Below are 15,674 nucleotides of genomic sequence, written 5' to 3' on the forward strand. Positions count from 1 at the left end.
AACTTAACCTTATTTTTTGACCTTTCAGTCATAAACTCTTATTAATACTACAGCGTTTTCGGTTTATTTTCTTGTTACTATTTGATATAGATATTCAATTTTCAATGTGCATTACTTGGTGATCTCTCACCAATGGAGCCTAGCGGGATCGAACCGCTGACCTCCTGCGTGCAAAGCAGGCGCTCTCCCAGCTGAGCTAAGGCCCCACAAGACCTCTCAAGACTAAACAAGACCAATGCGCAGTTCCTTATCCTTAGAAAGGAGGTGATCCAGCCGCACCTTCCGATACGGCTACCTTGTTACGACTTCACCCCAATCATCTATCCCACCTTAGGCGGCTGGCTCCTTACGGTTACCTCACCGACTTCGGGTGTTACAAACTCTCGTGGTGTGACGGGCGGTGTGTACAAGGCCCGGGAACGTATTCACCGCGGCGTGCTGATCCGCGATTACTAGCGATTCCGACTTCATGTAGGCGAGTTGCAGCCTACAATCCGAACTGAGACTGGCTTTAAGAGATTAGCTTGCCGTCACCGGCTTGCGACTCGTTGTACCAGCCATTGTAGCACGTGTGTAGCCCAGGTCATAAGGGGCATGATGATTTGACGTCATCCCCACCTTCCTCCGGTTTATTACCGGCAGTCTCGCTAGAGTGCCCAACTGAATGATGGCAACTAACAATAGGGGTTGCGCTCGTTGCGGGACTTAACCCAACATCTCACGACACGAGCTGACGACAACCATGCACCACCTGTCACCTCTGTCCCGAAGGAAAACTCTATCTCTAGAGCGGTCAGAGGGATGTCAAGACCTGGTAAGGTTCTTCGCGTTGCTTCGAATTAAACCACATGCTCCACCGCTTGTGCGGGCCCCCGTCAATTCCTTTGAGTTTCAACCTTGCGGTCGTACTCCCCAGGCGGAGTGCTTAATGCGTTAGCTACGGCACTAAACCCCGGAAAGGGTCTAACACCTAGCACTCATCGTTTACGGCGTGGACTACCAGGGTATCTAATCCTGTTTGCTCCCCACGCTTTCGAGCCTCAGCGTCAGTTACAAGCCAGAGAGCCGCTTTCGCCACCGGTGTTCCTCCATATATCTACGCATTTCACCGCTACACATGGAATTCCACTCTCCCCTCTTGCACTCAAGTTAAACAGTTTCCAAAGCGTACTATGGTTAAGCCACAGCCTTTAACTTCAGACTTATCTAACCGCCTGCGCTCGCTTTACGCCCAATAAATCCGGACAACGCTCGGGACCTACGTATTACCGCGGCTGCTGGCACGTAGTTAGCCGTCCCTTTCTGGTAAGATACCGTCACAGTGTGAACTTTCCACTCTCACACTCGTTCTTCTCTTACAACAGAGCTTTACGATCCGAAAACCTTCTTCACTCACGCGGCGTTGCTCGGTCAGACTTCCGTCCATTGCCGAAGATTCCCTACTGCTGCCTCCCGTAGGAGTCTGGGCCGTGTCTCAGTCCCAGTGTGGCCGATCACCCTCTCAGGTCGGCTATGTATCGTCGCCTTGGTGAGCCGTTACCCCACCAACTAGCTAATACAACGCAGGTCCATCTGGTAGTGATGCAATTGCACCTTTTAAGCAAATGTCATGCAACATCTACTCTTATGCGGTATTAGCTATCGTTTCCAATAGTTATCCCCCGCTACCAGGCAGGTTACCTACGCGTTACTCACCCGTTCGCAACTCATCCGGAGAAGCAAGCTCCTCCTTCAGCGTTCTACTTGCATGTATTAGGCACGCCGCCAGCGTTCGTCCTGAGCCAGGATCAAACTCTCATTAAAAGTTTGAGTTCTCACTCATTTCTGTCACTGACAGATTTATTGTTTTTTCATTGTTCAGTACTACAACCTTGGTTGTAGTGCCCTGCACATTGGTTCGTCTTGTTCAGTTTTCAAAGGTCTTTGTCACTTACTTCTCTCAAGCGACAACTATATTAGTATATCACAGCCACTTTCGCTTGTCAACACTTTTTTGAAACTTTTTTAATCTTTTTTTCATCAAGTGTTCCTACCGCAACATACCATAGTCCGTACGGGATTCGAACCCGTGTTACCGCCGTGAAAAGGCGGTGTCTTAACCCCTTGACCAACGGACCAGAGTTGTTATTTTCAACTCTTACTATTATACCGACTTTTCAAACTTTGTCAACACCTTTTTTAAAATTTTTTTACTTTTTTGCATGAATTCCTAATGAGCACGGATGTCAAACTCTTTAAACACAATACGTAAGTCTCTTAACACTCTTTGACGCCCTCGGAAACGTTCATTTCTTAAGACGCGTTCTAACTCTTCTCGTTTCTCTTTACTTTGTTTGTTTCTATAATCTCTTAGTGTTTCATGAAAGAGATAATAGTCATCTAGCCACAGACCTCCCTCACTTATACGATGACTGATCTCGCCTACTTCTTCATAAGGTTCTTTATTATATCTTCGTTTGTGGCTCTCTTGTTTACGGATATAGTCTAAAATTCGATTTCGAAACCTGGTTTTGAAATATTTCCTTAAACGAGGGATATCTTCTACAAGCCTTTCTTCTCTACTGATCAATTCATGTAAGCAAATCATTCCCTCTTGGTCCCAGTCCGATAACTCCCACAAATGAAGGTAATATTCATTTCTACACTTGTATACAATTCCTTGGACTTCTTCATACATTTTTTTAAGCATAATTTTCCCCTTTCTAGATACAGTCTAACAGATTCAGAAACACTTTTGGCACATTTCCTCCATTCTGCACCCTTTAACTCCTCAACTGCACAAAAAAGAGAGGACAAGCCTCTCTCAGGGTTATAATTCTGCAATTTGGTTTAGGTTTACTTCTGCAACTGTGTCATTACCAAACATAGAGATAATCATTTTTACTTTGTTATTATCAATTTCTGTAATCTTACCAGTGTAGTCTGCAAAAGCACCATCAATAATACGTACAGTTTGACCAACCTCAACATCGAAATCAAATTCTTGAACAGTTTGTCCCATAGATATCAAAATGTCACGAATTTCTTGTTCCAATAATGGAGTTGGTTTTGATCTGTTCCCGTGTGATCCGACGAATCCTGTAACATTTGGTGTATTTCGAACAACAAACCAAGCTTCATCTGTCATGACCATTTCTACAAGAACATAACCTGGAAAGCGATTTTCTTCTACTTCTTTTCTCTTTCCATTTTTTTCAACTTGCACTGTTTGTGTTGGAATTTCAACGCGTAGAATATTATCCAACATATTGTAGGTTTGTGCACGTTGTAATAGATTTTCTTTTACCTTATTTTCATAACCAGAATAAGTTTGTAAGACAAACCATCCTTTATCAAAACTATCCATGATATTTCCTTTCATAAATAGAAGATTTCTAGTGTAATTAACTCCACTAACCTTCTAAAAAATGTTAATAAATCGAATCAAACCTGAAACAATCAACTGGTCAAAAATGTAAATAATTATTACAAAGAAAGCTGTGTATTCCATTATAGAACGAAAATCTCTCCAGCTTTCCTTGCGAGTTGGCCATGTTGTGTCTTTAAGAAGTCTAAAAATATCTCCAATAAAACGCATCGCTCTCTCCTATCTCGTTTCTCTGTGTGTAGTGTACTTGCCACAATGCTTACAAAATTTATTTACTTCTAGTCGTGTAGGCTTGGGGTTTCCACTAATCTTGATTGAATAGTTTCTCGAACCACAAACCGCACAAGCTAGGCTTGCTTTTTTTAGTGCCATAACGCCTCCATCTTATCTATTATAACAAGAAAGCTAGGCTTTGACAAGCATCTTAGCGAAATAGATTAACTACCGAATCCCATATTGTTTGAGCCTTTTCCTTAATCTTCGCATCTGAGATAGCCCGGCTAGCCTCATCTACTAGACTTTGCGCACGTCCTCGAATATCAGACAAATTATCATCTGTCTGGCTATTATCATTGGTTTGTACTTGTCTTTTTGTGTTAGCTGGTGCAATTCCGTTTTTCTTATATGCATTTTCAACTGTAAAGGTACTTCCTGGCGTATAAGGTAAAATGGTATTTGCAATGTTTCTAAAGACATGAGCTGCACCATTTGAAGTAGATCCTGCTAGATAGTGATTTTCATCAGTGGTCGGGAAACCAAGCCAGTGACTAATCACTACATCCGGAGTATAGCCAATTACCCACTGGTCACTTGTGTACTCCGGATTGAAAACTGCTTCAGTTGTACCAGTTTTCCCTGCCATAACATAATCTGCAGGCGATGAACTAATACCGGTTCCATTGGTGAATGTACCCAACATCATACTGGTCATCTTGTCAGCTACAGACTTATCAATCACTCGTTTTTGTGAATTTTTATGGCTAGCAATAACTTGCCCACTAGCATTTTCAATTCTACTAATAAAATGTGCTTCCGGCATTAAACCTTCATTTGCAAAGGCAGCATATGCTTGAGCCATTTGAAGAGGGTTGGTTTCAACACCGCTTCCCAAGGCGACACCAAGAACACGGTCGACCTTTTCCATGTTGAGTCCGAATTTTTCGCCTGCCTCAAAAGCCTTGTCGACGCCCAAATCATTAACAGTGGCAACAGCAGGTAGATTAAGCGATTCTGCCAAGGCTTGATACATGGGAACTTCTCGACTCGTTTTGATTCCTGCATAGTTATCAACCTTATAGCTGTTATACTGCATGGTATGGTTATCCAAGAGCTTATTCAAAGCCCAACCTGCCTCAACTGCTGGCGTATAAACAACTAAAGGCTTAATTGTAGAACCAGGGCTACGTTTCGATTGGGTTGCATAGTTGAAATTCCGGAATCCAGTTTTATCATTGTCAGCAACTTGACCGACAACCCCACGAACTCCCCCTGTTTTCGGTTCAAGAGCTACACTTCCTGATTGAGCAAATGTTCCATCCTCTGCCCTCGGAAATAGCGCTGTATTTTCATAGACAACCTGCATATTTGCTTGGTAGTTTTGGTCCAGCTCTGTATAAATGCGGTAGCCATTATTGACAATTTCTTCCTCTGTTAGATTATACTTGGAAACAGCTTCATTAACAACCGCGTCAAAATAAGAGGGGTAGCGGTAATCTGAAATTTTTCCTTCATACTTATCTTGTAATTGCGAAGTCATATCAACTTCTGCAGCTTCGCTTTCTTGATTTTTATCAATATATCCTGCTGCAAGCATATTTTGCAAGACAGTATCGCGACGATTAGTCGAATCTTGTACAGAATTCAAAGGATTATACAGTTCCGGCCCCTTTAGCATTCCTGCCAGAGTGGCAGCTTGATCCAGACTCACTTCTGATGCAGAAACTCCAAAGTATTTCTTACTCGCATCTTCTACACCCCACACACCATTTCCAAAATAGGCATTGTTAAGGTACATGGTTAGAATTTGATCCTTACTATATTTTTTTGTTAATTCTAAGGCAAGGAAAAATTCCTTCGCTTTTCTCTCAACAGTTTGATCCTGAGACAAATAGGCGTTTTTAGCCAGCTGTTGGGTAATAGTAGAACCACCACCTGAACGTCCAGCAGTGACAATAGCCAAGAAGAAACGACCATAGTTAATCCCGTCATTTTTATAGAAAGAACGGTCTTCTGTCGCAATAACGGCATTCTGCAAATTTTTACTGATATCAGTCAATTCAACATAAGTTCCTTTTTGACCAGACAAGGCACCTGCCTCCTTTTCTTCACGGTCAAAAATGAGTGTTCGAGTTTTCAAGGCATTTTGCAAATCATTGACATTGGTTGACTTGGCTACAGCAAACAAATAGGTTCCAACTAGCAAGCCTGCACTCAAACCTAGTATAAGGACAATCTTTGTTAGATGATAACGACGCCAGAATTTTCGAATTGGACCCACTTGGGCCAATTTTTTTCTATCACTGCGAGAACGACGTAAGCTAGTAGAATCAGAATCTTCTAGTTCACTTGTTTCTTTTTTAAAAAGAGAAAGAAATTTCTCGAATAATTTATCTAATTTCATGCGTTTATTTTATCATCTTCATCATAGGAAGACAAGAATTTAGCTATTTCCTATCCAAATAGGGCTTTTTTTGTTACAATATCTGTATGCAATTCACATTTACATTACCAGACTCTCTACCTCAAATGACAGTAAAGCAATTACTGGAGGAGCAACTCCTCATCCCTAGAAAAATCCGTCATTTTTTAAGAATCAAGAAACACATTTTGATTAATCAGCGAGAAGTTCATTGGAACGAGATGGTAAGTCCTGGAGATGTTTGCCAGTTGACTTTTGACGAGGAAGATTATCCCGAAAAAGAAATCCCTTGGGGCAACCCAGACTTAGTGCAGGAAGTTTATCAAGATCAACACTTGATTATTGTAAACAAACCAGAGGGGATGAAAACGCATGGTAATCAGCCAAACGAAATCGCCCTTCTTAACCATGTCACTGCCTATGTTGGCCAAACCTGCTATGTCGTTCACCGCCTGGATATGGAAACCAGTGGTTTGGTTCTCTTTGCCAAAAATCCTTTTATCCTCCCCATTCTCAATCGCTTACTAGAGAAAAAAGAGATTTCTAGGGAATACTGGGCACTAGTTGATGGACATATCAACAGCAAAGAACTTGTTTTCAAAGACAAAATTGGACGTGATCGCCATGATCGCAGAAAGCGAATAGTTGATACAAAAAATGGACAATATGCTGAAACGCATGTAAGCAGATTAAAGCAATTTCCAAACAAAACTTCCTTGGTTCGTTGCAAGCTAAAGACAGGGCGAACCCATCAGATTCGTGTGCACCTTTCGCATCATAATTTCCCTATTTTAGGCGACCCTCTCTATAATAGTAAATCAAAAACAAGTCGGCTTATGCTCCACGCCTTTCGACTGTCCTTTACCCATCCGCTTACATTAGAGAAATTAAGCTTCACTATCCTCTCAGATACTTTCGAAAAAGAATTAAAAAAGAATGGATGATTGCGTCATCCATTTTTCCATATAAGAAAAGCAAGACCAAGAGGCCTTGCTTTTTATCGACTCATGAATTATTTAGCGATTTTTGCGAAGTATTCAAGAGTACGAACAAGTTGTGCAGTGTATGACATTTCGTTGTCGTACCATGATACAACTTTAACCAATTGTTTACCGTCAACGTCAAGAACTTTAGTTTGAGTTGCGTCAAACAATGAACCGTAAGACATACCTAGGATATCTGAAGATACGATTGGATCTTCAGTGTATCCGTATGATTCGTTTGAAGCTGCTTTCATAGCTGCGTTCACTTCGTCAACAGTAACGTTCTTTTCAAGAACTGCTACCAACTCAGTTACAGAACCTGCTGGAACAGGAACACGTTGAGCAGCTCCGTCCAATTTACCGTTCAATTCTGGGATTACAAGACCGATAGCTTTTGCAGCACCAGTTGAGTTAGGAACGATGTTTACAGCACCAGCGCGAGCACGGCGAAGGTCACCACCACGGTGTGGTCCGTCAAGGATCATTTGGTCACCAGTGTAAGCGTGGATAGTAGTCATCAATCCTTCAACGATACCGAAGTTATCATGAAGAGCTTTAGCCATTGGAGCCAAGCAGTTTGTAGTACATGAAGCACCTGAGATAACTGTTTCAGTACCGTCAAGAACGTCGTGGTTAGTGTTGAATACAACTGTTTTAACGTCGTTTCCACCAGGAGCAGTGATAACAACTTTTTTAGCTCCACCAGCGTGCAAGTGTTTTTCAGCAGCTGCTTTCTTAGCAAAGAAACCAGTAGCTTCAAGAACGATTTCTACACCGTCGTTAGCCCAGTCGATTTGTTCTGGATCACGTTCAGCAGAAACTTTGATGAATTTACCGTTAACTTCAAATCCACCTTCTTTAACTTCAACAGTACCGTCGAAACGACCTTGAGTTGTGTCGTATTTCAACAAGTGTGCAAGCATAACTGGATCTGTAAGGTCGTTGATACGAGTAACTTCAACACCTTCTACGTTTTGGATACGACGGAAAGCAAGACGACCGATACGTCCGAAACCGTTAATACCAACTTTAACTACCATTAGTGATTTCCTCCTTATGAAAATCATGAAATTTTTATTGTGAAAAGAGTAACTTGAATCACTACAAATCACCTTTCAACAAACCTATTATATAACTATTTGAGTTGAATTGCAAGTACGGGCATTGTTTTTCTATGTTAGTTTCTTTTTTGGGGACGATAATCTAATAACTCCCTTGACTATTCATAGCGTAGCGATTCTACAGGATCCATTTTACTAATTTTACGTGCTGGGAAGTAGGCTGAGACATAGCCAAGTAAGAGAGCGAAAGCTAGAGTTCCTAAAACAGATAACAAATTTAATTCAAAAATCTTCGTGATGGATGGGTAAAAGTGACTTACAATCACATTCGCCAAACTTCCCACCCCTTGTGCAACCAAAAATGCCAGCAGCAAGGCAATGCCTACAATCCAAATAGCCTCGTAAATAAAAATCCCTTTGACATCGCGATTTTGATAACCAACTGCCTTCATGACACCTATTTCCTTAGAACGTTGCATGATATTGATGTAAATGATAATACCAATCATGACCGCTGCTACCACAATAGCTTGTGAGGAAAGCACAATCAACAATCCCTGAATGACACGAATAAAAGTAATCACAATATCAAGAACCTTCTGTTGAGAAAGAACAGTATACTTCTTGTTTTTCTGCAATTCTTCTGTTATCGCTTTTGTTTGTGATGGATCTTTGAGTTCCAAGATAAAATAAGATACAGCTTTTGTAAATCCAGCCTCTTTCAAAATCGTTTCCATTTGATGAGACGGCATGAAACTGTTGCTGTCCTCCATGTCATCTTCATCATTGATCACACGTACAATCTTTGTTTGAAATTGAGCGGTCTTGCTAGCTTCAGCATCATTTTCTACAATGCTGGCTGAGACTGATTTGCCAATAATATCACTAGCTGTCAGATTTTTTCCTGTCTGTTCATTCCAATTTTTTAGTAAACTGATTGGAATTGTCAAACCCTGTTCATTTGCATCAGTATAGAGGGAGCCAGCCAATACTTTGTCCGCCTCATTACTACTAACAGAGATACTTGTATCCTCATAGAGACTCACTACTTGAGCATAAGAAGGCATCGTTTGGCTAAGATCCATTTCTTGACCATCTATAGTAATATTTGACATGATCATCCCAAAAGGACTCTCCAAATATTTAATAGCTTCTTTTCCAACTGTATCCGTGATATAGTTCTTATCATCTTGGTTCAAAAAGCCTCGTCCAACATTTTTTGTGTTTAAAGCAATCTGAACTTGAGAAGGGATTTGACCTCCATTCGTATTTTCATCAATCATCGAAATCAATGCATTTCCCAAGCCGAAAGAAATTAAGACTCCTACAAAACCGATTGAGGTTGCTAGCGCAATCAATAGGTTACGCCACTTTCTTTCCAGAAAGTTATTTAAAGAAAGTTTGAATTTATTTTTCAATGATAATCCTTTATTTTTTGACTTCTTCAACGACTTCACCATCCTTCATTTTGATAATCACATCTGCATATTCAGCAACCTCTGGATTATGGGTTACGATCAATACTGTTTTCCCTGTTTGGGCTAATTTTTTAAATACTTCCAATACCATTTCTTGGGATTGAGAGTCCAGCGAACCCGTTGGCTCGTCTGCTACAATCATATCAGGCTGATTTACCAAAGCACGCGCGATTGCTACGCGTTGCTTTTGCCCGCCAGAAAGCTGTTTAACATTTTTAGCCATAAAAGGCTCCATGCCCAAGTTACTTAATTGCTCCTTTGCAATCATTGTCATCTCCCTATCAGATAAATCTTTGACATAGAGAGGTAGCTTGACATTGTCCAAGACAGATTGATGAGGAATGAGATTAAAGTTTTGAAACACAAATCCAATCTTGTTTTTACGAAATTGAGTTAGTTCAATCTCTGATAAGTCACGGAGGGATTCCCCTTTAAATTCTAAAACTCCTTCATATTGTCTATCTAAACCGCTGATGATATTGAGTAGACTGGTTTTGCCACAGCCTGACGGTCCGTAAATCGCTGTAATTTTACCTTTTGCAATCTGCAGGTTTATATTCTTTAAAGCCTGCTCTTGATGTTTACCGTCCAAGGCGTAAAACTTTGAAATATTTTTAATGGATAAAATGGACATTCTTTCCCCCTTATTTAAAACCGTTATCGTCATACATCGTACTGATAGAAAATCCTTCAAGTTGATTGACCCTATAGGCCTACTACTTAAAATTTTCTCTCTATTGCCTCGTTTGCTTCTGGATGTATATCAAGTAATACTCTTCGAAAATCTCTTCAAACCACGTCAACGTCGCCTTGCCGTACTCAAGTACAGCCTGCGGCTAGTTTCCTAGTTTGCTCTTTGATTTTCATTGAGTATAAAATTCATTGTAACAAAAAAGCGGCATTCTCTCAATGACAGAAATGTCACTCCTATAAAGCATTCAACAATACCTTTCTAAGTCTTCGCTCCATTCATTATCTAAACTAACGATTAACTTCTCATTGCCAAACATCCTCGCCATCATTTTTGCTTCTTCATACTTTTGTTTGGCTGTTTCATAATCTGTCTGAATATAATATTTCCATTCTACCATCAAGACAATCGGTTGTTTTTGGAAATCTCGTGTTTTTTCAGAAATCCAATTAAGTTTTTCCACAGCTAACTTAAATAACTCTAAGTCATTCAATAATTCACAACTTCCCAGCCCTGCAAATAACACATCACGAACAAGAAATAAATCGTCCGTACCACTATTTTCTACGTTATTACACACTTTTTGAAACATTAATTGAAGTTTCTGCTGTTCGCTAATAGATAACTGTCCTTTTTTTATATTTTCTAAATAACTACACAAAAAATACAATCTAATTTTTAAAAGGTCTGAAAAGGAAAATTCTCTTTGATTCCATAGTTCCTCAAAAGATTCATCTAAAAGCGCTATTCCATACTGTTCATTATCCGTCGCCCTCACTTCATCTATAGCTTGAAGGCAATCCACTAGCATTTTCTCATCACGTGGCAAATCATCATAAAAATTCTCAAAAATCTCATCAAAATATTCTTCCTTTTGTTCTTGCAACTCCTTGTCTCCGTAGTCAGGGTGATGTAAAAGAAAGTACTTTAATTCTTGGTAGCGTTTAGGCAATTCCTTATAATCTGGCATCAAGACGTAGGACGGAATTTCTAATCGATCTGCAATATATTCTAGGGTTTTTATCGTCGGTCGAAATTCTCCTTTTTCGATCCTCACCAACTGACGCACTGATAGTTCAGACTCATCCCCGCAAAAAACTGGACGACTAAGTCCTCTCTCCTCTCTTAAAAGTCGCACTTTATCCCCTAACTCATTTATCTTGTTCATTTGCCCCTCGCATGATTATTAAAGATTTGATTTTCAAATAAATATATGCGATGATTATACCATTTTTCAAATAGAATTACAAAAAAAGAGACAGGATTTCTCCTGCCTCTAGGCTGATAACAATTATTTACGGCGTCCTGGTCTTTCTTTGTAGCCATAGTAAGAATCTTCGATGATTTCTTGCATATGGTCAACCATTGGAAGACGTGGGTTAGCTGGTGAACATTGGTCTTCGTAAGCAAGGAAGGCCAATTCACGAGAATGTTCTTTCCATTCTTTTTCATCGATTCCTTGTGCCTTGAAGTTCATTTGGATACCTACGCGCTCACCAAGTTCGTAGACAGCTTTTGCGTAAGATTCAACCCCTTCTTCTGGTGTAGAAGCTGGAAGGCCAAGCATGCGTGCGATATCTTGGTATTTTTCATCTGCACGGTAGTAGTTGTACTTAGGCCATGTTGCTGTCTTAGCTGGACGTGTACCGTTGTAGCGAATGACATATGGAAGCAAGATAGCATTCGTACGACCGTGGATTGTGTGGAATTGCGCACCAATCTTATGGGCCATTGAGTGAGAAATACCTAGGAAGGCATTAGCAAAGGCCATACCAGCGATTGTTGAAGCGTTATGCATTTTCTCACGTGAGTGGAAGTCTGCATTCTTAACTGAGCTTTCAAGGTTTTCGAATACAAGTTTGATGGCTTGAAGTGCAAGACCGTCAGTGTAGTCGCTAGCCATTTGTGATACGTAAGCTTCAGTCGCGTGAGTCAATACGTCCATACCAGTATCCGCAGCAACAAATCCAGGAACTGTCAATACCAAAGCAGGGTCTACGATTGCCACAGTTGGTGTCAATGAGTAGTCGGCGATTGGGTATTTACGGTTATTTGCTTTATCAGAGATAACGGCAAATGGTGTTACTTCAGATCCTGTACCAGATGTAGTTGGAATCGCGATGAATTTAGTCTTCTTACCAAGCAATGGGAACTTGAAGGCACGTTTACGGATATCCATGAATTTTTGAACAAGGTCACGGAAGTCCACTTCTGGTTGTTCATAGAAGAGCCACATTACTTTAGCAGCATCCATTGGAGATCCACCACCGAGAGCGACAATTGTATCTGGTTTGAAGGCACGCATAATCTCAGTACCACGATTTACAGTTGTGATATCTGGATCTGGTTCCACATCAGCAAAGATTTGGTAAACAACCTTATTGCGACGAAGATCAAGTTGTTCGATGATACGATCAAGGAAACCAAGCTCTACCATGGCATGGTCAGTAACGATCATGACACGTTCAACGTCACGACATTTTTGAAGGTATTGAATTGAATCACGTTCAAAGTATGTTTTTGAAGGAAGTTTCATCCATTGCATGTTATTTCTCCGTCTTCCGACTTTTTTGATGTTCAAGAGGTTAATGGCACTAACGTTATCCCCAACTGAGTTGCGTCCGTAAGAACCACATCCAAGTGTCAATGATGGCAAGAAGGCATTGTAAACGTCCCCGATACCACCGAAAGTAGAAGGTGAGTTACAGATAACACGAATAGCTTTAACAGCTTTACCAAATTCTTTAGTCAATTCTTCGTCAGCTGTGTGGATAGCTGCTGAGTGTCCAAGACCGTTAAATTCAACCATTTGACGAGCCTTAGTAATACCATCTTCACGGCTTTCAGATTTCAAAACTGCGATAACTGGTGACAATTTTTCACGAGTCAATGGCTCATTTTCACCAACTTCTTTACATTCTGCAGCAAGAATGTTTGTTCCTTCTGGAACTGTAAATCCTGCTTGCTCTGCAATCCAAGTTGCTGGTTTACCAACGATATCAGCGTTCAATTTTGCACCAGCACAGTTTTTGCTGTTTGCTTTCACGCCAAAGCAGAATTCTTCAAGAAGAGCTTTTTCTTTTTTGTTTACAAAGTAAGTGTGGTAAGATTTGAACTCTGCTACAAATTCATCGTAAATTTCTTTATCAATGATAACTGCTTGTTCAGATGCACAGACCATACCGTTATCAAATGATTTAGACATAACGATATCGTGTGCTGCTTGACGGATATTTGCTGATTTTTCAACATAAGCTGGAACGTTTCCAGCACCTACCCCAAGAGCTGGTTTACCACATGAGTATGCGGCTTTAACCATAGCATTACCACCTGTTGCAAGGATTGTCGCAACACCTTCGTGGTTCATAAGGGCACTAGTTGCTTCCATAGATGGTTCAGTGATCCACTGTACGCAGTTTTCAGGCGCTCCTGCTTTAATCGCAGCATCACGAACGATTTGAGCTGCGTGAGCTGATGATTCTTGAGCTGATGGGTGGAAGGCAAAAACGATTGGATTACGCGTCTTCAATGAAATCAATGATTTGAAGATTGCTGTTGATGTTGGGTTTGTTGTAGGAGTGATACCACAAACAACACCGACCGGTTCAGCAATAAGAGTCAAACCTGTTACATCGTCTTCTTCAATAACACCAACTGTTTTAGTGTGGCGCATGTTGTTTACTACATGTTCACAAGCAAACAAGTTCTTAGTTGCTTTATCTTCAAATACACCACGTCCTGTTTCTTCAAAGGCATGTAAAGCCAATTCTCCGTGGGCATCCAAAGCTGCCACTGACGCTTTCGCTACGATGTAGTCAACTTGCTCTTGGTCCAACTTACGCATTTCTTCAAGGGCAACTAGAGCTTTTTGCACCAAGCCATCGACATGCTTTTCAGCAGCGAGTTTCTTTTCCTCTGGTGTCACAGTTTTTTTATCAGCCATATTTTCCTCCATAGCTTTCAAGGATTAAATCCTTTGTTAATTTTTTCACAAGTTTATTATAACGCATTATTTCAACTTTGTAAACAGTTTCATAAACATTTCACAAAGAATTTTTAGCACCTTGTGAAATGTTTGCTAGTTTCTTTTCTTAGCAAGCTTTTTCTTTAAAGTTTGTGAAATTTATTTCAAATATTTTTTTATTTCACAAACTTGCTTGGAAGAGGAGCTTGGAAAGAAAGGGATTTACAGGTAAGCGCTTACTTATTTGGTTTTAACAATACCTCCTTTGATAAGGAGGCTTTATTTTTGTTGAAAAACGCCTTGTTTAAAAGTCCCTTCATACACGACTTCTTGTTCTGTTGTTAGTTTTCCTTTTCCTTCAGCCTGACCATTTACAAAATCACCTTCGTAGGTCCAGCCTTCTTTGGATTGAAAGGTACCTTTTCCGTTGAAGGCTCCATTGTTGAAGCCACCTGTATATTGGTCTCCATTTTGGAAGGTGATGGTACCTTGTCCATTCATTTTACCACGGACAAGACTGCCATCGTAAACAATATTTCCATTATCGAGTTTTAAGACACCTTTTCCGGGAATATTTAGAAAAAAGACGAGTACAGCACAAAAAACAATCGTAACTACTGCCAAAAGCTCTAAACGTGGACGAGTCAGATAGACACGATACTTCTCGTAAAAATTCTTAAGATTTTCCACCTTCACTCTCCTTTTCTAAACGTTCTAGCCAAGCTTGACAGCCCTCTTGAACACGTCGATAGGTTTCTTCAAAATCTCCTGTATACCAAGGATCTGGAACACTTTCAGATGCGAATGAGTAAATCTTATCTTGACAGTCTGCTGGACACATCTGACGTAAGTCAGAAACATTTGAAGCATCCATTCCGATAATATAATCAAAGGATTCAAAATCTTCCTTACTAATCTGAAGCGATGTCTTGCCTTTTTCATAAGGAATCTCATACTCTTGAAAAATCCCTTGAGTTCCCTTATGAATCGGATTGCCATGTTCCCAAGAGGAAGTCGCTCGACTTTGGATTTCATAATTATCTGTCATTGATTTCATCACAAACTCGGCCATAGGGCTACGGCAAATATTTCCCAGACAGACAAAGACTAGTTTTTTCATCCCATTTCCTTTCTTTTACAGAAAAACGGGAGTCAGTAATCCCGTCTTATTTTTCAATTGCACCTTCGAGTGAAGCTGTTTCTTTAAGTGGTAATACGGTCTTGATAGCAGCTAGTTCAAAAGTCAAGTAAACTCCATCTACATCAAGAACAATTGTCCCCTTCTCCGTATCTACTTCATCGACTGTTCCATAAAGGCCCCCGATTGTAATCACTTCATAGCCTTTTTGTAGTTTATTCAAACTTTCCATACGTTTTTGTGCTTGTTTCTTTTGAGAGCGTTGCGTAAAGAACATCAAGCCCAACATAGCCACAAGAATGATTAAAAATGTATATTGTGATTCCATTATATTCTCCTTTGTCTTTTACATAG

14 protein-coding genes, 2 tRNA genes and 2 rRNA genes (1 of these 18 running past the window's edge) are annotated in these 15,674 nt (G+C 40.3%); 1 reads left to right on the forward strand and 17 read right to left on the reverse strand.

What is annotated here, in order from left to right; all coding sequences use genetic code 11:
• From OC529_RS02020 to pbp2a, 9 genes are all read right to left on the reverse strand, one after another.
• A 23S ribosomal RNA gene (locus OC529_RS02020) occupies positions 1-9 on the reverse strand (it extends 2,892 nt beyond the left edge of the window).
• Between the two features lie 124 nt (positions 10-133).
• Positions 134-206: transfer RNA gene (locus OC529_RS02025), tRNA-Ala, on the reverse strand.
• A 51-nt stretch (positions 207-257) separates the two neighbouring features.
• Positions 258-1,803: ribosomal RNA gene (locus OC529_RS02030) — 16S ribosomal RNA — on the reverse strand.
• Together the 16S and 23S rRNA genes with 2 tRNA genes alongside form the textbook arrangement of a ribosomal RNA operon.
• Positions 1,804-2,045: 242 nt before the next feature.
• Positions 2,046-2,117: transfer RNA gene (locus OC529_RS02035), tRNA-Glu, on the reverse strand.
• Positions 2,118-2,209: 92 nt separating this feature from the next.
• On the reverse strand, positions 2,210-2,689 hold the full coding sequence (locus OC529_RS02040) for a sigma-70 family RNA polymerase sigma factor (protein WP_173262303.1): 480 nt from the start codon (positions 2,687-2,689) through the stop codon (positions 2,210-2,212).
• A gap of 120 nt (positions 2,690-2,809) precedes the next feature.
• Positions 2,810-3,346, reverse strand: coding sequence for a transcription termination/antitermination protein NusG (gene nusG / locus OC529_RS02045; RefSeq protein ID WP_000376734.1), 537 nt, complete (start codon positions 3,344-3,346; stop codon positions 2,810-2,812).
• A 54-nt stretch (positions 3,347-3,400) separates the two neighbouring features.
• Complete coding sequence (gene secE, locus OC529_RS02050; RefSeq protein ID WP_042900249.1) at positions 3,401-3,577, reverse strand: preprotein translocase subunit SecE; 177 nt, start codon at positions 3,575-3,577, stop codon at positions 3,401-3,403.
• Positions 3,578-3,586: 9 nt separating this feature from the next.
• The gene (rpmG, locus tag OC529_RS02055; RefSeq protein ID WP_001809375.1) at positions 3,587-3,739 is read right to left on the reverse strand and encodes a 50S ribosomal protein L33; all 153 of its coding nucleotides are present in this window, start codon (positions 3,737-3,739) and stop codon (positions 3,587-3,589) included.
• Between the two features lie 52 nt (positions 3,740-3,791).
• Positions 3,792-5,987: a penicillin-binding protein PBP2A gene (gene pbp2a, locus OC529_RS02060; RefSeq protein WP_262081358.1), complete on the reverse strand. Its 2,196-nt coding sequence runs from the start codon at positions 5,985-5,987 to the stop codon at positions 3,792-3,794.
• Between the two features lie 86 nt (positions 5,988-6,073).
• Between pbp2a and OC529_RS02065 the strand changes: the two genes are divergently transcribed.
• The gene (locus OC529_RS02065; RefSeq protein WP_316043894.1) at positions 6,074-6,949 is read left to right on the forward strand and encodes an RluA family pseudouridine synthase; all 876 of its coding nucleotides are present in this window, start codon (positions 6,074-6,076) and stop codon (positions 6,947-6,949) included.
• A 68-nt stretch (positions 6,950-7,017) separates the two neighbouring features.
• Here OC529_RS02065 and gap read toward each other — a convergent pair whose 3' ends face one another.
• From gap to yajC, 8 genes are all read right to left on the reverse strand, one after another.
• Positions 7,018-8,028, reverse strand: a complete 1,011-nt coding sequence (gene gap / locus OC529_RS02070) for a type I glyceraldehyde-3-phosphate dehydrogenase (protein WP_262081360.1) — start codon at positions 8,026-8,028, stop codon at positions 7,018-7,020.
• A 179-nt stretch (positions 8,029-8,207) separates the two neighbouring features.
• Positions 8,208-9,509: an ABC transporter permease gene (locus tag OC529_RS02075; protein ID WP_262081361.1), complete on the reverse strand. Its 1,302-nt coding sequence runs from the start codon at positions 9,507-9,509 to the stop codon at positions 8,208-8,210.
• A complete protein-coding gene (locus OC529_RS02080; protein WP_050243336.1) occupies positions 9,478-10,161 on the reverse strand; it encodes an ABC transporter ATP-binding protein in 684 nt (227 codons plus the stop codon). The genes OC529_RS02075 and OC529_RS02080 overlap by 32 nt, the downstream gene beginning before the upstream one ends.
• Before the next feature lie 304 nt (positions 10,162-10,465).
• Complete coding sequence (locus OC529_RS02085) at positions 10,466-11,386, reverse strand: XRE family transcriptional regulator (protein WP_262081362.1); 921 nt, start codon at positions 11,384-11,386, stop codon at positions 10,466-10,468.
• A gap of 123 nt (positions 11,387-11,509) precedes the next feature.
• Complete coding sequence (adhE, locus tag OC529_RS02090; protein ID WP_262081363.1) at positions 11,510-14,161, reverse strand: bifunctional acetaldehyde-CoA/alcohol dehydrogenase; 2,652 nt, start codon at positions 14,159-14,161, stop codon at positions 11,510-11,512.
• Between the two features lie 300 nt (positions 14,162-14,461).
• A complete protein-coding gene (locus OC529_RS02095) occupies positions 14,462-14,872 on the reverse strand; it encodes an MORN repeat-containing protein (protein WP_000429318.1) in 411 nt (136 codons plus the stop codon).
• On the reverse strand, positions 14,859-15,302 hold the full coding sequence (locus OC529_RS02100; protein ID WP_000737442.1) for a low molecular weight protein-tyrosine-phosphatase: 444 nt from the start codon (positions 15,300-15,302) through the stop codon (positions 14,859-14,861). Before OC529_RS02100 ends, OC529_RS02095 begins: the two co-directional genes overlap by 14 nt.
• Before the next feature lie 46 nt (positions 15,303-15,348).
• A complete protein-coding gene (gene yajC, locus OC529_RS02105; protein ID WP_000445809.1) occupies positions 15,349-15,648 on the reverse strand; it encodes a preprotein translocase subunit YajC in 300 nt (99 codons plus the stop codon).
• Between the last annotated feature and the right edge of the window lie 26 nt (positions 15,649-15,674).

This window comes from Streptococcus sp. Marseille-Q5855, from assembly GCF_946901985.1.
Lineage (GTDB): Bacteria > Bacillota > Bacilli > Lactobacillales > Streptococcaceae > Streptococcus.